This window comes from Methylobacterium frigidaeris (assembly GCF_022179185.1).
In the GTDB taxonomy this organism is placed as follows: Bacteria; Pseudomonadota; Alphaproteobacteria; order Rhizobiales; family Beijerinckiaceae; genus Methylobacterium; species Methylobacterium frigidaeris.
In genome coordinates this window covers 1-18,965 of sequence record NZ_BPQJ01000065.1, presented here as the reverse complement: position 1 = coordinate 18,965, position 18,965 = coordinate 1, and the positions used below count along the sequence as shown (strand labels likewise).

The window sequence follows — 18,965 nt, the reverse complement described above, 5'->3', positions numbered from 1 at the left end:
CGATCTCCGGCAGGCAGTGCGTCACCTCAAGCTCCGCTCGGAAACCCGGGTGCTACGCGTCATGTGCCAGGATCTCGACACCGGATTCTTGTCCGGTTCTGTGGCTGTTCCACGGTGTGCTCGTCGTGATTCCAGGTCTTCGTCGTCGCAGCCTCTGCGCACGGGCCGTCCTCGATTATCCTGCCGTTCCGCGTGCTTGCAGGCGATATCGACTAGGATCCTGTCGAGGTGTCGGTCGAAATTCGTCAGCCCGATCGTCTCGGACCGGTTCGACTCGCGCTGAGCCTCGCGATCTCGCCTGAACGCCTCGTCCAGCACCTCGTCATCCCGGAGAGCACGAGCCCGGGGCTGTGCCGGTCGGGGTAGCTCAGCCCCGGGCTCGTGCGGCGGCGGCATCGCGGTCGTTCGTGATCCTGCATCGGTTTCCGCGATATCCACATCTCGAACGTAAGTCGTTTTGGATTCTCCCTTTATGGGTTTGGTGGGCGCAGATTCCTGCGCCGCTGCCTCATGCGAGGATACGGCAGGCTCCATCGCCGGTTTGAAGGGCGGCGGTTCGACGGCGTCGGTCAGGCGGATCGGGGTCGCGCCGGTCTTGGGGTCGACCGCACCGCGGACGATGTACCCAGCGTCTTCCAGCGCAGCGTAGTGGGCCTGGACGGTGCGCTGCGCGATTCCGAGGTCGGTGGCGACGAGGCCGGTCTGTTTCTTGAAGGCCCGATGCTTCCCGCAGCGAGCGATCAGGTACAGGAGCGTGGCCCGGGCTCCCGCGGATACCAGATGGCTGACGAATGGATCGAGTGAGTGCCGACGCACGTAGCGGACGCCGATGATTCGAGCGTGACGGGTGCGATTGACCGGCGCCCTGCTCCGGCTGCGCTTCTCTGGTGCCTTCGTGTCGAGGCGCGAGGGAATCCCGCTGAACGCTTCGCGGACGGCCTCCCGGATGTACGAGAGGCTCTTCTGCTCGAAGGCACTGATCTCGTCCTCGTTGCAGCGCCCGGCCTCCAACTCCTTGTAAAGGGTTTGACGCCAGAGATTGTGGGCCCACGCCTCCTCCGGGAGGCTGTGCAGGATTCGGAGAAGTTCCGGCTTCAAGGTTCGTGGGATGAGCATCGCGTCCTCTCGGGAGACGGGTTAATCGTCTTGGACGCATTCGGTGTCGTGCCCGTCAAACGAGTCAAAGCACTTTCAATAAGGTTTTTGGGGCGCTCTGTAAGGTTTTAGGGGCGGTGTCCAGAATTGATCCCAGGCGGCATGAGGTTTTTGGAGCGCGAGCTGAGGTTTTTGAGGCGCGGAGACACGCTCCGTGGTTCCCTGTATCTCTCAGATTCGGCCGTCGATCGTTCAAATGGAGCGATGCACAGTGCATTGGCAATCAGAGTCTGCGGTGGCTGTTGACCCCGGTGACGCCGGCGTGCCGACTTTGGATGGCCAATCGCATCCGACCCCGTGGGACCCCCCCTCACGGATTCTTCTCAGCGTCCGGTACCGAGGTTTTCTGGGCGAGGTCGTTTCTCTCTGCTCCGTTCCGCTCGCACGGTCCGCGACCCTGTCATCGGGCGGCGAGTGAGGTTTTCGGCGCGTGGTACCCTCAGTTCGTAAGGCAATGCGATTCGGACCGTGCCCAAAAAACATTCCGGCTGACAGACACTTATCCCGACACCGAGCATCGCGCCCGGAATGCCTCAGCCTCGTCGGTTCGATCGCGCCCGGAATACCTCGGGTGTCTCCGGGGACCTATCGCGCCCTGATTACCTCATGTTCCTCAGGGCGAGACGGGGGCCGAGAGTTCGATGACTCGGCCACGATCCACAGCGTCAGGACTCCCATCCCGGTCCCCGTGCAGCACATACAGTTGAATCGCTGCGCGTCTCCAACCCCGCCCCGAAAACCTCAGGCAGCGACCGAATCCGGCGGTCACGGCTCGCGCGGTCCGGGCGGAGGCCGCACCCGATCGCGCCCGGAATCCCTCGGTCCTGCCTGCGCCCGTGATCGCGCCCCGAATACCTCACTGCTGAAGCCGGGCTTCGTCGCGCCCGAAATACCTCAGTGCAAAGCACGCATAACTCCCGGAATCGATCCGTTAGGCTTTGACTTCATCAGCTTCTGGTCCTTCTCTAGTCTCCGGAGGTCTGATCCGATGAACCTGAGTCGTGTTCCCGCTAAGCGGACGAAGAACGTCCCGAACACCGAGCAGCCGGCTCAGTTCGCGTTCCTCGACAGTCCCTCTGGCCGGATGACGAAGAGCTTCGGGTTATGGGACCTGACACCGTGGCAGGTTATCTACACGAGCGCCGAACTGCGGCAGGGCAACTACCTGGCGTCTGTCGAACGGACGTTCGAAGCGAGAGGGCACACCTATCGGCTCACCCTCAATCCCGCCCGTATCAGCCGTAACGGCGTGAAAGTCGAAGAATATCCAGGCGAGCGCGAGCATTTGATCGAACTCGCGATACGCAAGATCGCGATTCAGCAGCGTAAGCTCAATCTTGAGGTCAGCGACAAAGATGTCGTGACCATCAACCTCCAATTCTACGATCTTTACAAAGAACTACAATCCACCGGCCATACCTTTGGGTATCGGGAAATCGAAGAAGCTCTCGTAATCCTCAATACAGCCAAGGTAACCATACAGCGAACCGATTACGACGGCGATGGTGAACCTTGGGATCTGATGCTAGGATCCGCGATCCTGCCTGTGATGAGGCTGCGGAAGGCCGGAGCAGCGAACAAGGAAGAGCGTTCTTCAGTCCACATTCAAGTCAATCCATTGCTCGCTGAGGCGATCCGCAATCTGGATTTTCATGATTTGAATTACGAGACCTTGATGTCTCTGAAGCCCGTTTCGCGGTACATCTATAAGCGTCTTCAGCATGCTTTCGTTTTCGGGGAGAACGACGGATCTCCGACATTGACTCTGGCTGCATCGGCTGTGCGCGATGCATGCGGCTTGAACTACTCCCGGCCCCGTAAGCTGTTCGAAGTGCTCTCGGCCTGTTTCGAAGACCTGAAGCGCATGAAGCTGATCGAGACCGTCACGGAGGAAGGGGTTTTCGACGGCGAGGGCAAGCGCCGATCAAAAGTCGACGCGATGTACTGCATATTGCCGAGTGCGGATTTCGCGGCCCAGGCTCTCCAGGCTCAGATGAACGTGGCCCGCAACCTCGAAGCCTTCGCGGTGATCAGCGGCGGCAAGCGTCCAAGCCAGGGCTGGGTACAGTCGAGCGAGGATCCCAAGCAGGTCCGCGCTACCCTGCGCGCGAAGCGGACGAACCACGAAGGACAGCCTTCGCTGCCTCTCCTCGACCTCGTCAATCCCCCGCCCACGCCGTAGAGAAACGCTGCGTGATCGAAGCGGGGTAGAGCTTCGACCTTGCCGCTCGTTTTTCCATGGTGGCTCAGCTGTCAACTCCGGCTCCATCGGGCAGCGGGACGCGTGGGCGGCCGCCGGATCGGACCATGGGGACAGTTGCTCCAGGCCCGATCCACGCTCGCGATACGCGCCGGCATCGATGCCATCTTCGTCCGATATCGGCGCGTCATCGCGCTCTGCTCGATCCGGCGCAGGGTCTGGTCGACGCTTCCGAGAGCCCGAGCCATCTTGAGCCCGACGGTGTTACACTGAATCCGCTCGAGCGTCGCGGCGGAGTCAAGTTTCTCTCTCGTTGCCGGCCGCCCTCTGACAGGTACCACTTGTCGACTGGCCAGATCTCCGACCGACGCCTCACCACCTGAGCGCCGGCGCGGCCGATGACGAGATCATGCCGGTGACCCGATGTGCCGGGATGCGCCGCCACGAAGCGGCCGGCATCGAAGATCAGGATTTCCTCAGCGATGCGGCGCGAGGCGTCCTGGACTGCCGTGACACCGAGGGAGCCGCTGCCGCCCGTCGGGTTGGGGAATGCACCGGCGTCCGGCCGGCTGCGGCCCGCGGCCCTTCAGACTCAAGGGGTGATCGAGCAACCCCAGCCGGCGCCCGGATGTCCTGCACACAACACCGCCAATGCCGGGCGTCACGCGGCCCGCGTTCTGCTGGGTCACCCGACTCACAGACAGGGATCCGCTCTGCGACCGTGGAGTGAACCGAGAGCTGCTGCGGGTTCTTGACCTGCCGGCCTCCCCTCCCCTTCCTTGTCGGCGCCGCGAGGAAGACGAGGCTTTGCGATCGAGTCATACCGCCGCGCCTTCGAACGGACGCGTTCGAAGGCGCCAGGCAAGCCCGAACGGGCGCCGGCGCTGATGCGCTGGTCGCCTTCGCGTCGACGTGTCGATGCGAAGGCGCGAGGGTATCACGGCCTCCTCCGTCGCGGTCCAATTGCGCTCCGGCCTCGACGTTGCCCGCCCCGTTCACCGGCCCGTTCGGCCGGCGCCGTCCAACATCTCCGACAGGTTCAAGCGACCCACGGCACCTCAGCCGTTGGGGTCATGATGGAGGTCGGGTACCTCCTCGTCGCCGGGACCCTGTCCGCGCCGTGACAGGGCGGACTTCTTGCTCCGCCACTCCCCCGACCCCTCCCCTACGCCCTGCTTCCCGGTCGGGAGACTGACGCCCGGTGCCGGCAGGACGCGTAGGACTTGTCCTGTTGCCTGAAGGAGCACGGCAGAATCCTGCAGCGGAGGAGCAATCCCGGTATCGCTTCGCCGATGACTGGCATGGCAGGGCTCCGTGACGGCCGAGGGCTTGGTTCTTCGAGCGGCTGGTCGATGCTGGTCTCCGCTTCGGCCATTCACTCGCCGCGCCTTGCTCGCATCCAGTTCCCATGTGGGTTCGGGACAGACGCAGCTCGAGTAGTGAGTGTCAGGCGACACGACAAACTGACCCCCTGGCGCCATGAGGAACTGCCCCCTCGATGAGCGAGGAGGTCGCGATGATGGAGAACGAGGCTCAGGCTCTGGAGCGGACGGATGATCCGCGGAGGGCCGAGATGAAGACGCCGGATGACGTGACGGCGATGCGGCGGCTCAAGGCTCTCGGCTGGGGCGCCAAGCGGATTGCGGCGGAGCTTGGCTGCTCGAAGACGACCGTGAAGGACTGGCTGCGGCGGGGCGAGTGGCGGCCCTGTGCCAAGCCCTTGCGCTCGACGAAGCTCGACGGCCTCACCGAGTGGCTGGCCGTCCGCTTCCGGCAGCATGCGGGCAATGCCGACGTCGTGCGCCAGGAGCTGGCGACCGAGAAGGGCATCTACGTCAGCCTGCGCACGGTTGAGCGCGCGGTGGCTCCCCTACGCCAGGACCTGGTCGCGGCCGCCCGGGCGACGGTGCGCTTCGAGACGTCGCCGGGCGAGCAGATGCAGATCGACTTCGGCGAGCGCAGGGTGACGATCGGCGAGGAGCCCACTCGCGTGTTCCTGTTCGTGGCCACCCTGGGCTACTCGCGCCGCCTGCACGTGCGGGCCTTCGGCCACGAGCGGCAGGAGGATTGGTTTGCCGGCCTGGAGAGCGCCTTCCAGGCCTTCGGAGGCGTGCCGCGCGAGGTGCTGCTCGACAACGCCCGCGCCCTGGTCCTGCACCACGACCCGGTCAGCCGCGAGGTCGTGTTCCACCCGCGCCTGCAGGCCTTCGCCAAACACTGGAGCTTCCGGGTCCGGGCCTGCGCGCCGTACCGCGCACGAACCAAGGGCAAGGACGAGCGCGGGGTCGGCTACGTCAAGAGGAACGCCGTGGCTGGACGCTCCTTCGCCAGCTTTGCCGGTCTGGAAGCGCATCTCGATGCCTGGACCCGCGAGGGCTACCTGCCGTTCGAACCGGACGCCGCGCACCTGTTCTTCCAGCTCGTCAGCCGGCGCTACGAGCGGGGCGCGATGCTGCTGACCTCGAACCGGGCGGTGGGCGAGTGGGGCACGGTGTTCGGCGACGCGGTGGTGGCAACCGCGATCCTTGACCGCCTGCTGCACCACAGCCACGTGGTCACCATCCGGGGCGACAGCTACCGGCTGCGCGAGAAGCGGCGCAGCGGTCTGCTGCAGAGGGTGACGTCCGCCCCTCAACCAACACCCGTCTAGGAATGGAAACCAGAAGGGGGGTCAGTTCTTCGTGACGCAAAGGGGTCAGTTCCGGGCGTCGCTTGACAGTGAGTGCTGCGGAAACCTCTTACCCGCACCCGCCATGTCTCTGGCCGACTTCACCAGGCCTGCCCTGGCTGATGCGCGTATCAGCGCTGTGCAGCCACGTTGGCGGACAATTGCAGACCTGGCAGGAGGCCTGGATTGCAAGGATCGCGGCCCAACGTGATCCAGCATCGGATCACTGGCGCGGAGCCGTCCGGGATTGATAGTAGCGACCAGGCCGAGATTACCATTGTGCTGCCGTCGACCCAGCGCCAGCGGCCACACTCGGACCACCTGTGAACACCGGAAGCGCGGATGAACCCCGGTCCGGTGTCGGGTGACATCGATCACCGCGCCGGACTGGACAGCTGTCCAGCCGGACCAGCACTGCTGAAAGCGACAGGCCACCTATCCGGGCTGGACAGCTGTCCAGCCCCGGCGCCTTACTCCGCAGCGATCCTTATCCCGGCCGTGGGCAGACCGCGCTTCTCTCGGTACTGCCGGTAGAGCTCGGGCAGTTGCTCGACGAGGTGGTCCATGAAGGCCTGATCGTTCAGCTTGAGGTTCGAACCGGTCGCGGTGCTCACGACCTTGCCCAGGCTGCCACCACCTTCCACGCTGAGGCCGAGGACGGGTCTCGGTTTGCCCGAGACGAACACGTCGAACACGACTTCGAAGAGAGTGTGCGGCTTGGGCTCTTTCGTCCTGGCCTTGGCGGCATCCACTGCCGCTTTCGCTCTCGCCACAATGTCCTCTTCCGGAGTTCCGACCTCCCTCAGCTTCTTCACCTCCTCGGCCAGCTTGTCCCACCGCGGACGTCCGATCCGGTCTGCCCGACCAATAATCTGGATGAGCGCCTCGGGCAGAGCGGCCACGATGCGGACCATCCGGTGCATGAGCGATTCGTCGATCCCGATCTCGCGCTGGACTTCGATTGCGGGATGGACCTTGCGGAGATTCGCGACGAACCGCGCCTGCTCGATGAAGGTCAGATCTTTTCTTGCCGCGTTCTCCTGTCCCTGAGCGACGATCATCTCGGCGTCGCTGAGATCTTTCACGACCGCCCTGACCGGCCGCTTGAGTTCATGGCACACCGCGTGACGGCGGTTGCCGTAAGCGATCTGGTAGCGGCCCTCTTCCTCAGGATGAGGACGCACGAGGATCGGAACGATTTGCCCCCTCGCCTGGATCGCGCGGGTGAGATCCGAAACGTCGTAGTCAAGACGCTCGCGGAAGGCCGATGGATCCACCAAGCTCGTGTCAAGCTCGACGACGGCGCCGCCCGATGCGAGCAGTGCCTTGATCCGTTCGAGTTCGGCCGCCTCCTTCTCCAGCAGGCCGATCGATTGGTCCATGTCCCTCACCGCGCCGACCCGACGCGGCTGACGCTCGAACGGAGGCCCGACCTCGACCGAACCTCCCCCGTCTGCGCGTCCGGCGGCGATATCCTCGTCGATGTCGAGGAGGCTGCGGCGTGCACGACTCATCAGACCCTCCCCCAGACGGCATTGACCAGGTTCTCGATCTCGCCGTTGACGGCCGTGAAGCTGTCCATCGCGCGGTCATAGGTCGACCGCGTGAATGCCTCGCGGCCCACCTCGTAGAGGGTCTGCTTCGAAAGATAGGCATCCGCAACGGCGGTGCTCTTGAGCACGGGATTTTGCAGAACGTGCTCGCCGAAGAGGCTGCGTAGCATCTTGACCATGTCTGTTTGCGGCCCGTCCCCCGGTTCGAAGCGAGTCACCAGATACCGAGCAAAGTTGAGGTGGAGCTTCACGCCTCGCTCTGCGATCACTTGCATGTAGTCGGACGTCATGTGAAGAAACTGAGACATGGACATCACATCGACCATAGCAGGATGGATCGTGATGATCAGGGACGTCGACGCCGCGAGGGCTGCCATCGTCAGATAGCCCATCTGCGGCGGACAATCGATGACGACGAGATCGTAATTGTCCTCGACGTCGCGAATGGATCTCCGGAGCCGCAGATAGAACTGGGTTTCACCGGTACTGCGACCGCCCAGCCGGGCCATCAGTTCCTTGGGGACGTCGTGCTCGAAATCCTGGATATCGATGTTGCCGGGGACGATGTCCAAGCCCTCGAAGTACGTCTTCATGACGAGATCGGCCATCGGGCGCCGGCCCTCGCCGTAGCGAATCGCACTGAACAGCGAGGCATCCTCCGCGATGTCGAGTTCGGGCTGGAGGCCGTGGAGGGCGGTGAACGAGGCCTGGGGATCCAGATCCAGCCCGAGAACCCGGTAACCACGAAGTGCCAGGTACTGTGCGAGATGGGACGCCGTCGTGGTTTTGCCGCTGCCACCTTTGAAGTTGATGACGCTCAGAACCTGGAGCTTCTCCCCAGGCCGCCGATGACGAACGTAGCGCCGGCTACCCCTCTCGTTCTGATCGAGGATGCTTCGGATCTGGTTCATTTCGGCGACCGTGTACTGGCGCCGTCCCAGCTTGTCCGTCGCCGGCTTCGGCATGGGGCCGTCAAGGTCGAGCTTACGCAGGTAGCTCGGGTCGACTCCCACGAACTGGGCCACCTCGCCTGGGGTGAACGTTCGTAGGACCTTCTTGGTGCCGGGCTTGTAGAGTTTCTGGCGGTGCAGCTTCATGCGCTGCGTCAGGAGCGATGCCTGCCCCGCGAACAGGGCATCAAGTGTTTGCTCCTCAAGGAGCGTTCGCCCGTCTGGTCCGACGAAGCCGGCATCCAATCCGCCGGAATGATTCGGCCCCGCCGCACGACCTGAGACAGTTCCCACTGCTGCGTCCTCATTCACGCCGAATCGGGCAGAAACCTCGTGTTTGGCGTGAATGAACATCAGCGCGAAATGGTTAACAAATTGTTAACGTATAAATTTTAGCTATCCTTTTTTTGCGGCGGCTTCCCGCCTTGGCACATGCGAACACGACCGGAGTGACGATTCGGCCGTCGCGCGGCGGTCCACTATAACTGACCGCGATCGAACTTCTCGCCCCGAGGCTGGACAGCTGTCCAGCCTCGGGGCGTCTCTAACCTGACGGCGAAGGCGTGAGTCGTCCCGACAGACAGGGGTGATCCGTTCGTGACGCGGCTTATGGCGCCCCGATCACCCGGCCACAGACCGCCTATGAGGCTGGACAATTGTCCAGCCACCACCGGAACGGTGGTAGCGTCACGCGTGCGTCGCCCTGGACGGCATCTCAACCTGATGGGCTCGATGCACGAGGCGCTCCAGCAGCATCCGCGCCATCCTGGTGCTGGAGAGGCTCGCGTCGTGGCTTTCCGCCTGAAGGGTCTCATCACGAGGATTGAGCCGCCAACGCACAGGATGGGTTTTCGATGCTCCCGTCGCGAGGTCTACGCCCGTTTCAGGTCGGTCGGACGGCGCATCGCTGCTGAGGATGGGCAGCAATGTCCCGAGCTTCGTGGAGCCGTGCCGCATGACCGAGAAGGCGCTCATGGCAGTGAGTCCGTTGCAAAGCCGGGCGGGCCTCGCGGGCCCTTGTTCGAGGACAGGACCGGCGCCTCCGGGCGCTCGCGCGCGAGGTCGATGGGACGATTCCCGCGGAGGCGGCGGCCTTGCCGAGGAGCCCGCGGTCGAGCCGCTGCCAGACCGCCGCGATCTCCGGCAGCAGGTCGGGCCGGCCCGAACTCGTCTTGACGTGGACGATAGCCGCGTAGCTGATAGCGGGATCCGCTTCCAGGATGGCGGCGAGCCGCCCGGACAGGATCGGCGCGATGTGAGCGCTCGCAGGACGTGATGTGGACGCCCCGCTGCGGCGCACAGGCCCGCGAGACAATTGCCAAAGGCGTCGTGCCTCACGATCGGCACCGCCGTACCCGAAGGAGGAGGGCGCGCAGGGCCATCTCGTCGGACTGGGTGGCGCTGCCCGGGACCGGAACGGCCGCGTCGGTGGCGCCCGTCCGGACGGCAGCGCCGACTTGCGCTTGCATCGGTCGCAGGACCTCGATTTCGCCGAACTCGCCCGCCGAATGGTCGAGGGCCATCGCGGCGCGGACGGCTTTGCTCGTCGCGACGGGGCCGGCTGTCACGAGGAGGGGAGGGGGCATGCCATGGCCTCCATATTCGCCGACCAGGCCGCCAGCACCGCGTCGACGGGCGATGGCGAGCGGTTCTCTCGCGCGGCTCCGTGCGCATCGATGAACGGGCCGGCGCCCGCTCCTCGGCGAGGATGAGGGGCAGGAGGGCGGTCGCGGCGAGGGCGCTCGCCGCGCGCGACACCGGGGCAGGGACGTGGTCGGAGCGATCATGATGATCCCGTCGATCGTCTCGGCCACCGTGAGCTCGGGCGAGGGCGGGCAGGTCTCGATCGGGTCGCGGTCGCAAGCGTCGCCAACCATCGAGCGAGGTGCGAGGGCCGCCAGCATCGGCCCGGTGATCAGGTCCGCCGGCGGTTGCGCCGCATGCCGTCGGACGAGCGGATAACGGCCGTGACGCCAATGAGCGTCACAGCCAGGATGGAGGCTGAGGTCGTCCGGGTGTCCGACGGGGCTTGCTCCGGACGGTCAAGGCCGCGCCTTCATTCAGGCGTGTCTGCCTTGCAGTTTGAACGCTAGACCATACATTGTGCCTCTCGACGTATGGTCTAGCGGTCATGCAAACCAAAGCGATCCTGTCCACCGACGAACTCGAGAGCCTCCGCTCTCTCGGCGAGCGCGTCCGCCTCGCACGTCTGCGGCGGAACCTGACCCAGGCGGAGTTCGCCGAGCGCATGGGCGTGCGGCGCCTGACCGTCGTCAGCCTCGAGAAGGCTCGCCCAGGTGTGACAGTATCGACGCTGCTCAAGGCTCTCACCGTCCTCGGATACACCGGTCGGCTCGGCGATCTGCTGGCGAGCGATCCCATTGGCGAGGGAATGGAGATCGCGACCGGCCGGAAGCGAGCGGGGAGAAGCGCCGGTGTGGCAGACTTCTAGGTCCGGTCGGATCGACAGGCTCGTCGTCTTCCGCTGGCACGTCGATGCCTACGTGCCGGCGGGCGAGCTCACCGTCGAGGGGGCGGGGACGACACGCATGAGTCGGTTCCGCTACGCACGGAGCTATTTCGCCCTGGACGGCGCCCAGCCGATCGATCCATTGGGACTGCCGCTCATGCGCAAGTCGTACCCTGCCGTTCCCGAGGAGGTTCCCCTGGCCTTCCACGATGCGGGGCCCGACGGCTGGGGAAAGGAGGTGCTGAGACGCGCTTTCCCCAGGAGCGTCATCTCGATGCCGGAATATCTCGCGCTCGGGGGGACCAGCCGCACGGGCAATCTCGCATTCGGACCGACGCCGGAAGCGGGGCCGCAACCCTGGATGCCGGCCGAGGAGCCGCTGGTCGAGCTGCCGCGCGAATCCGACGATCTCGAAACCCTCATGGAGGCCGCTGCCGCGGTGGATGCCGGCACTGGCACGAGGCACCATTTCGCCCTCCTGTTCCGGAAGAGCGCCGATGTCGGCGGCGCGCGGCCGAAGGCCCGGCTCCGGCACGACGGCCGGCAATGGATAGCGAAGTTACCGACGGTGATGGACAGGTTCGACGATCCGCGGGTGGAGGCGGCCTGCCTCGACGTCGCGGCCGCTGCGGGCCTTCCCGTGCCGGAGCATAAGATCGTCGCCGCCGGCGGCAGGGCAGCTCTGCTGGTCGAGCGGTTCGACCGCGCTCCGGAGCCCGACGGTCGCCCCTACGGCTACCTCAGCGCCGCCACGCTGTTGGAACAGCCGTCCACGCGCTACGGAACCGACAAGACCTACGTGGACATTGCGGAGGCCGCGCGACGGATCGGTGTCGCTGGTGCCGCCACGCAGGTATTCGCCCGCCTGCTCCTCAACGCCTATCTCCACAATACCGACGACCACCTGCGCAACCACGCCTTCATCGATCGAGGCGGAGGATGGGACCTCTCGCCCGTCTTCGACATCGTTCCGCATCCGGACGTTCGGCGGCACGTCTGCGCACCGGCGAAGGGGATCGGGCCGGCCTGGGACGCGAACGCGGCGTTCCGGGCGCACGAGGCGCTCAAGATCGGCACCGCGGATGCCATGGCGATCCGGGACAGGATCGTTGCGGCGGCGAAGCGCCTGCCCGAATTCATGGATGCCCGGGAGGTGACGCAGACAGACCGGGAGTTCCTCAGGGATACGTTTCCCGAGGCGATTGGCTTCAACCCATAGTTCCCCGGTGAGCGGGCTCCTGACCGCGATGGGCGTCGGGCCCGAGCGGCGGGCCGGAGCATTCCTCCGGATGGAGAGACCGCCCACCGGCTTCCGCGTGATCGGAACAGCGAGGCCCCTGCGCTCAGCCGCAAAGACGGACGGTGACACGGACAACCGTGAGGGTGTGCGCAACAATCCGAACGTCGCACGGCCGAGGTCGCGCACTTCCTGGCGACCGTGCGTGCCGCCTGAAGCAGGCCGGACGACGGGCCGCGCGGTGCGGCACTTCCGGTGACGGCGCCCTTGACCGCGTCGACCTTCAGATGACGGTGAGCGGTCCACCGGCCGCGCCCCGGCCGGCCCGCTCGGACAAGGGCGCGGGGCGCGGCCGTATCCTTCGGCCGCCACTCTGCGTGAGCCTCCTCACTCCGCCGGTGCCGCCTTGCGGGCCACCGCGCTCTCGAGGTCGCGGCTGACCTTCAGGGTCATCGCGACGATGCCGCCCGCCAGGGTGACGGCGCCGAGAACCAGCAGCCCGGCCGTGAAGGTGCCCGTCAGGTCCTTGAGGTAGCCCATGACGTAGGGCCCGAAGAATCCCGACAGGTTGCCGATCGAGTTGATCGCCGCGATCCCGGCGGCCGCCGAGCTGCCCGTCAGGAAGGCGGTCGGGATCGGCCACAGCAGCGGCGGCGTCGCCGAGACGCCGATCTGGCTCAGGCACAGCAGTCCGAGCACCAGGACCGGGCTCGAGACCAGCCCCGCCCCCGCGACGCCGACCGCCGCGATGATCATCGCGAAGCACACGTGCTCCCGGCGCTTCAGCGTGCCGTCGGAGCTGCGGCCGAGGAGCACCATCCCGACCGCGCCGAACACGAAGGGCAGCGCGGAGAGCAGGCCGGTCTAGAAGTTGCTGACGCCGAAGCCCTTGACGATGGTCGGCAGGAAGAACGCCACGCCGTAGCTCGCCGCGTTCAGGCAGAAATACACGAACGAGCAGGCCAGCACCCGCGGATCGGAGAGCGCCTTGCCGATGCTTAGATGCTCGGCGGCGACCTTCTGCTTACGCTCGGTCTCCAGCCGCGCCTCGAGCCAGGTCTTCTCGTCGTCGCGCAGCCAAGTTGCCAGGCTCGGCCGGTCGGTGAGGTAGACGACGACGACGACCGACATCGCGATCGACGGCAGGGCCTCGAGGATGAACAGCCACTGCCAGCCCTCGAACCCAGCACCGGTGATGTTCAGAAGAGCGCCCGAGACCGGCGCGCCGACGATCGAGGAGAACGGGATCGCCAGCATGAACATCGCCACGACGCGGGCGCGATAGACCGAGGGGAACCAGAGCGTGAGGTAGAAGATGATGCCCGGGAAGAAGCCCGCTTCGGCGATGCCGAGCAGGAAGCGCAGGATGTAGAACACCCACTCGTTCGAGATCCCGGTCGCCTGCGAGATGGGAGCGATGAAGGCGAACAGGCCGGAGATGATGCCCCAGCCCAGCATGATGCGGGCGATCCAGAGCCGGGCACCGAACTTGTTCAACACGAGGTTCGACGGCACCTCGAGCAGGAAGTAGGCGATGAAGAACAGCCCGGCGCCGAACCCATAGGCGGCTTCCGACAGCCCGAGGGCGGCGTTCATCTGCAGCTTGGCGAAGCCGACATTGACCCGGTCGAGGTAGGCGACGAAGTAGCAAACGACCAGAAACGGCATCAGCCGCCACATGACCTTGCGGATTGTTCTGTTTTCAACTTCTTCCATGACATATTTCCTTCCCTTTGCATGCATACATGAATTGTACGCTTATGGAGCTGCCACTTCCGGATCTCGCCTTCAGTCGAAGGGGCAGCGAAGTAAAGGCCGAAGCCGGATGCAGGCCCGGGCCAGGATCTCGGGACGTTCGCCGACCTTTTCAGCACGCGCATCATGTCGGGGGCGTCTTCGTCGCCTGTCCTGAATGGCCCGCGCCGCCGGTGCGGAACATCGGGTGATGGGCGGCGGGGCGACCGGGCAGGGGTTCCGGCAGGATGCCGTCATGCCGGGGACTTTCCTCCGGAGCGCGCCACCTCGCGAGCCGGGCTTCCGGGAAGCCTGTCGTCAGGCCTGGATCGTGGTCTGGCGCTGCTCGCCGAGACCGCTGATGCCGAGCCGCATGGTTTGGCCGGCCTTGAGGTAGACGGGCGGCTTCTGGCCGAGGCCGACGCCAGGCGGCGTGCCGGTGGAGATGATGTCCTCCGGCTGCAGGCTCATGAACCGGCTGATGTAGCTGACGAGATGGGCGACGCCGAACACCATCGTCCGGGTCGAGCCGTCCTGGAACCGGCGGCCGTCCACGTCCAGCCACATGTGCAGGTCCTGCGGATCGGGGACGTCGTCCGCGGTGACGAGCCAGGGCCCGATCGGCCCGAACGTGTCGCAGCCCTTGCCCTTGTCCTACTGGCCACCGCGCTCGATCTGGAAGGCGCGCTCGGACACATCGTTGACGACGCAGTAGCCCGCCACGTGGGCGAGGGCATTCGCCTCCTCCACGTACTTCGCCGGGGTGCCGATCACGACGCCGAGCTCGACCTCCCAGTCGGTCTTCTCGGCACCGCGGGGGATCTCCACGGCATCGTAGGGCCCGCAGACGGCGCTGGTCGCCTTCATGAACAGCACCGGCTCGGTGGGTACCGGCAGGCCGCTCTCGGCGGCGTGGTCGGAGTAGTTGAGGCCGACGCAGACGAACTTGCCGACCGCGCCGACGCAAGGGCCGATGCGGGGCGAGCCCTCCACGCGCGGCAGTGCCGTCACGTCGGCGGCGCGGAGGCGCGCGAGGCTGTCGGGCAGGAGGGCGGCGCCCGCGATGTCCGGGACGAGGCCGGACAGGTCGCGCAGGCAATCCTCGGCGTCGAGCAGCGCCGGCCTTTCCCGGCCGGCCTCGCCGTAGCGTACGAGCCTCATCGTTTCCTCCTTGCAGATCGGCCGCGAATCGGCACCGACCGGGTCCGGCGGCAGCGTGCCTGCCGGGTCGGTGACCGCACCGGTGATGGTGGTGACGGGCTCGGACCGGCCCGATGAACCCGATGAAAACGGGTCAGATCGTCCAGCCGCCGTCGATGGCGACGGCCTGGCCGGTGGTGTAGGTGGCGCCGGCCAGATAGACTGCGAGGTCGGCTATCTCCTCGGGCGTGCCGAGGCGGCCGATCGGCTGGCGGCTGATGAAAACGGCGCGCGTCTGCTCCAGATCGCCCTGGGCGCGCATGCGCTCCTGCAGCGAGGGACTCTCCACCGTGCCGGGACAGATCGCGTTGCAGCGGATGTTGTAGGCGACGTAATCGGCGGCGACGGATTTGGTGAGCCCGATCACCGCCGCCTTGGTCACGCCGTACGCGAAGCGGTTTGGCACGCCCTTCACCGACGACGCGACCGATGCCATGTTGAGGATCGTGCCGTCTCGACGCTCGATCATCGCCGGCAGCACGGCGCGAATGGTCTGGATCATCGCCTTGACGTTGATGTCGATGGCGACGTCCAGATCCTCGTCCTTCATCGCCAGGATGTCGCCTGCATGGACGATGCCGGCGCAGTTGAAGAGCACATCGACGGCACCGATCCTGTCGACCAGCGCCCTCACGGCCCCTTCGCTGCGCACATCGAGCGTCTCGACGACGAGGTTCTCGCGCACGGGCAGCGCCGCGAGAGCGGCCTCGTTGATGTCTGTCGCATAGACCAGGGCCCCCGCCTGCGCGAAGGCGATGGCGCTGGCGCGACCGATGCCCTGGGCCGCGGCCGTGACGAGGACCGTCCGCCCGGTAAAATCAGATGTCATCGTCAGCTTTGCTCCGAATGGCTGCGGTTCCGGCCCTCGCGGCGCGGGGCGGGACGAGAATGGTGAAATCCCACGGCGGCTGCACCTGCGGCACCAGGGAAGCCGTGGCCGCGCGCTGGCGGTCCAGCTCGGCGACGTCGACCAGGAGATCGACGCGGCGTGCATTGAGGTCGATCCGCAGCCGATCACCGGTTCGCAGCAAGGCGAGGCCGCCACCGACGGCCGCGTCGGGCGACATGTCGAGGGGTCGACGGGCTTGCGGACGTCCCGCTCTGGCGCCCATCCCCATGCAGGGCAGGGACGTGATGCCGCGCCGGATCAGCTCGCCCGGGGCGCCATGTTGACGACCTCCGCGCTTCCCGGATAGCCGACCGGACCGCAGCCGCGGATCACCAGACGGATCACCTCGCCATCGGCTTGGTGCGCGGCGCCTGCGATCTCGGCGGTCGTCTTGCCCAACACCGTGCCGCACGTGCCGTCGATGAGGCCGGCCGCGCGCATGTCGGTTGCACGGCGCCAAGTCGCTCCCGGTCTGCGCGATGCCGATGATCGGCCGACCGGATTGCGGTTCGCCCCGGGTCAGGCCGCAGTTCATGAACCGCCCCGCATAGAGCGCGGTCATGTCCGCATGGGCCGGGTCGTCGAACCAGTTCGGGCTGCTCAGGCGGCGCTTCGTAAGCGTCTCCATGGCGGTCACCGCTCGCAAACACGGGCTGCAAGTACGTCAAAGGCGACGAGTCGTCTTGCGGCTCCGCGGTATGCTCTGTTCACTGAATGTGAAATCGGGACCGCGACATCGAAAGCGACCTGTACCGGGCGTGACGATGAAGTCGCCATGGATCGAGTCTCCCTCTCTGACGTTGCGGCCAAGGCGCATTCTAAACACACCGGCCTGATCGCCAAGTTGTTATATATTTATACCATCGCGCCTTCACATCGACGTGTCGATGCACAGGCGACCGGGGTGCATCAGCGCCGGCGCCCGTTCGGGCTTGCCTGGTACCTTCGAACGCGTCCGTTCGAAGGCGCGGCGGTATTAGGCGCTGTTAATTGTTTGTAATGCTTTCAAGTGGCGCAGCGGTTGATTGAACAGGACAAAAGCACGGCTCGGCCGTGCTGGTGATTGTTTCGGCCAGCACAACGTCCTGCATATCTTCAGTAGCGGCCGAGCCCGAACGATGACGATAGTCGGCTCACTGTCATCTCGGGGAGAGAGACCCGTGTCCACGAGCGATGCACGCTCGAGGTCGTCCAGGAGGTGTTGATCTATGGAAGAGACCGTCTTGCCAAGTTCGAGCTCCGTCCAGCGGATCCTGAACCTGATAGACGCTCAGAATGCCGTTGTCCAGCATGCTGGTCACGAATCCAGTATTTTGGACAAGTGAAGACAAAGCCGCGGGGCGCAGCAGCGACGGCCACGAAAGATGCAGAGCAGCCAGTCAAAATGGTCTATGAATCGAGGTGAGGCGCTGCGCTACGTGAGCGTTCGGCGGCCAAGGGTTCTCTGATGCATATATTGTGATAGCATTCGATGCAGCAGCGCCAAGCACCGCAGGTGCCAGTCAGCGAAGATGAACCCTATTACAAAAGGCAAAGTCCGTGAATATATATGACGCAGTTCCTGCTGTATCACGATCCGATATTATTTTAAGCATAATAAATGCCTCTTCTTGGCCCGTTCGCACCAATTTTATCATGGAAATGTCAAAACTTCCAAGGAGTACGGTGTATAACTTGCTCGACACGCTTGAGAGTTTGCGCTGGATCCAGAGATCTGGCGACGGCTATGTGATCGGCGTTCGATTGTTCGAACTGGGAAGCGCTTACGTGCGGCAAGATGGTTTGCAGTCCGCCTTTCGCGCGATTGCAAGCGAATTCGTGACAACTCACAACGAAGTTGTTCAGCTCGGGGTGCTCGACAAGAGAGAAGTCGTTTATGTCGCGCGCGAGGATCCGGTGCGGGCTATTCGCCTCGTGTCCGATATTGGCTCCCGCTTGCCGGTGCATTGCTCGGCACTCGGTAAAGCCCTCCTCGCCAGTTTGACCGACAGCGAAATCATCGAATTGCTCCCAGATCAGCTGGAGACTATGACAGAGCACAGCATTACTCGACGCGATGACTTAATTCACTGCCTAAATTCCGTAAGAAAATCCGGACTGGCTTACGACCGCGAGGAGTCGACGTTGGGATTGGCATGCTTTGCGTCCTTCATCGGGGTCACGCCTCTCGAAAAACGACTAGCAGTCAGTACGAGCGTCCCTATCAGCAGATTGGATGATCAATGTCGGCACGAGCTGAAGACGGAAATCTGTGAGATTGCTGTGCGAATTCGTCGTTTGATTTCGGCCCGTCTTTAAAGAGAATATTGTCGAGTATTATTTATATCAGGATGATCCGAGAAAAGATGTGATGAGTCGACTGTGGTAAGTGGATAAATCTCCAGTATTTCAGGGGGAATTTTATAAGTTCTGCAGTAATTTGCCTCGGACCGCCACGCTCGGCTGTTCCAAAGCGCAGTAGGCGCTCCCGCCCGAGATGCCACGCGAGCAGCCGATCGCCGCTGGCCCCTATTCCGCCGCATGCTACCGGCGGAACTCCGCCTTGAGCGTGCTCTCGCGACGACCGCCTGCAAAGCAGCACGGGTAGCGAAGGGGCCGCTCGGCCATACGGTCGGGGGCGTGGATGGAGGCGACGAGCCGGCAGACCATCCCGCAAATCAGGAGCGCAACCGTGCCGTTCTCATCGCCTCGGCATCCCGCCCGCAACGCGGTGCCGACTATCCAGCCCTGGAAGAGCGCCAACTATCGCGAGAGGCGACCACGGGGCAGGCGGACGTTCCTACTTCCTGGCGCGCACCTCATCCTCGGGGAGGCCTGCGAGCAGACCATCATCCGGCACGATTTCGCGCTCTGGGGGTAATTACCCAGGGGGTTTGGCGCGGTGCACGAGCCGGCTGACCTTGCCGAAG

At 64.7% G+C, this 18,965-nt stretch carries 10 protein-coding genes and 5 pseudogenes; 6 read left to right on the top strand and 9 right to left on the bottom strand.

Annotation, left to right across the window (positions count from 1 at the left end; genetic code table 11):
* Positions 1-21: 21 nt before the first annotated feature.
* On the bottom strand, positions 22-1,116 hold the full coding sequence (locus MFF64_RS33455; protein WP_238193486.1) for a helix-turn-helix domain-containing protein: 1,095 nt from the start codon (positions 1,114-1,116) through the stop codon (positions 22-24).
* 1,027 nt (positions 1,117-2,143) lie between these two features.
* Here MFF64_RS33455 and MFF64_RS33450 point away from each other — a divergent pair.
* The 3 genes and pseudogenes from MFF64_RS33450 to MFF64_RS38730 all read left to right on the top strand — a co-directional run.
* Positions 2,144-3,337 (top strand): hypothetical protein, encoded by a 1,194-nt coding sequence (locus MFF64_RS33450; protein ID WP_238193485.1) that lies wholly within the window; start codon positions 2,144-2,146, stop codon positions 3,335-3,337.
* Positions 3,338-4,871: 1,534 nt separating this feature from the next.
* Positions 4,872-5,729: pseudogene (istA, locus tag MFF64_RS33445) on the top strand (IS21 family transposase); the annotation flags it as partial.
* Positions 5,730-6,005, top strand: a pseudogene (locus MFF64_RS38730) (ATP-binding protein); the annotation flags it as partial.
* Positions 6,006-6,493: 488 nt separating this feature from the next.
* Here the strand turns inward: MFF64_RS38730 and repB are convergent.
* The 4 genes from repB to MFF64_RS33420 all read right to left on the bottom strand — a co-directional run bounded on the left by repB (position 6,494) and on the right by MFF64_RS33420 (position 10,112).
* Complete coding sequence (gene repB / locus MFF64_RS33435; RefSeq protein ID WP_238193484.1) at positions 6,494-7,537, bottom strand: plasmid partitioning protein RepB; 1,044 nt, start codon at positions 7,535-7,537, stop codon at positions 6,494-6,496.
* Complete coding sequence (gene repA / locus MFF64_RS33430) at positions 7,537-8,820, bottom strand: plasmid partitioning protein RepA (protein ID WP_438823119.1); 1,284 nt, start codon at positions 8,818-8,820, stop codon at positions 7,537-7,539. Before repA ends, repB begins: the two co-directional genes overlap by 1 nt.
* Before the next feature lie 393 nt (positions 8,821-9,213).
* Complete coding sequence (locus tag MFF64_RS33425; RefSeq protein ID WP_238193482.1) at positions 9,214-9,501, bottom strand: hypothetical protein; 288 nt, start codon at positions 9,499-9,501, stop codon at positions 9,214-9,216.
* Between the two features lie 359 nt (positions 9,502-9,860).
* Positions 9,861-10,112, bottom strand: coding sequence for a hypothetical protein (locus MFF64_RS33420; RefSeq protein WP_238193481.1), 252 nt, complete (start codon positions 10,110-10,112; stop codon positions 9,861-9,863).
* Positions 10,113-10,657: 545 nt separating this feature from the next.
* Between MFF64_RS33420 and MFF64_RS33415 the strand changes: the two genes are divergently transcribed.
* Positions 10,658-10,978 carry a helix-turn-helix transcriptional regulator gene (locus MFF64_RS33415; protein WP_099902818.1) on the top strand — a complete coding sequence of 107 codons (321 nt, stop codon included), beginning with the start codon at positions 10,658-10,660 and terminating at the stop codon, positions 10,976-10,978.
* Positions 10,962-12,215 (top strand): type II toxin-antitoxin system HipA family toxin, encoded by a 1,254-nt coding sequence (locus MFF64_RS33410; RefSeq protein WP_099902816.1) that lies wholly within the window; start codon positions 10,962-10,964, stop codon positions 12,213-12,215. Before MFF64_RS33415 ends, MFF64_RS33410 begins: the two co-directional genes overlap by 17 nt.
* A gap of 405 nt (positions 12,216-12,620) precedes the next feature.
* Here the strand turns inward: MFF64_RS33410 and MFF64_RS33405 are convergent.
* From MFF64_RS33405 to MFF64_RS38725, 4 genes and pseudogenes are all read right to left on the bottom strand, one after another.
* Positions 12,621-13,949: pseudogene (locus MFF64_RS33405) on the bottom strand (MFS transporter).
* 336 nt (positions 13,950-14,285) lie between these two features.
* Positions 14,286-15,128 (bottom strand): annotated as a pseudogene (locus MFF64_RS33400) (fumarylacetoacetate hydrolase family protein).
* Positions 15,129-15,261: 133 nt separating this feature from the next.
* A complete protein-coding gene (locus MFF64_RS33395) occupies positions 15,262-15,996 on the bottom strand; it encodes an SDR family oxidoreductase (RefSeq protein ID WP_238193480.1) in 735 nt (244 codons plus the stop codon).
* A 70-nt stretch (positions 15,997-16,066) separates the two neighbouring features.
* A pseudogene (locus tag MFF64_RS38725) lies at positions 16,067-16,392 on the bottom strand (dihydroxy-acid dehydratase); the annotation flags it as partial.
* Positions 16,393-17,730: 1,338 nt separating this feature from the next.
* Here MFF64_RS38725 and MFF64_RS33375 point away from each other — a divergent pair.
* Entirely contained in the window at positions 17,731-18,354 is a 624-nt protein-coding gene (locus MFF64_RS33375; protein ID WP_238193479.1) for an IclR family transcriptional regulator, read from the top strand.
* The last annotated feature ends 611 nt before the right edge of the window (positions 18,355-18,965 follow it).

What these genes read in the sequence shown, in the direction of transcription:
- MFF64_RS33395 (WP_238193480.1), bottom strand. Translation starts at nt 15,996, where the DNA reads ATGACATCTGATTTTACCGGGCGGACGGTCCTCGTCACGGCCGCGGCC.
- MFF64_RS33450 (WP_238193485.1), top strand. Translation starts at nt 2,144, where the DNA reads ATGAACCTGAGTCGTGTTCCCGCTAAGCGGACGAAGAACGTCCCGAAC.
- MFF64_RS33455 (WP_238193486.1), bottom strand. Translation starts at nt 1,116, where the DNA reads ATGCTCATCCCACGAACCTTGAAGCCGGAACTTCTCCGAATCCTGCAC.
- MFF64_RS33415 (WP_099902818.1), top strand. Translation starts at nt 10,658, where the DNA reads ATGCAAACCAAAGCGATCCTGTCCACCGACGAACTCGAGAGCCTCCGC.
- MFF64_RS33420 (WP_238193481.1), bottom strand. Translation starts at nt 10,112, where the DNA reads ATGCCCCCTCCCCTCCTCGTGACAGCCGGCCCCGTCGCGACGAGCAAA.
- repB (WP_238193484.1), bottom strand. Translation starts at nt 7,537, where the DNA reads ATGAGTCGTGCACGCCGCAGCCTCCTCGACATCGACGAGGATATCGCC.
- MFF64_RS33425 (WP_238193482.1), bottom strand. Translation starts at nt 9,501, where the DNA reads ATGAGCGCCTTCTCGGTCATGCGGCACGGCTCCACGAAGCTCGGGACA.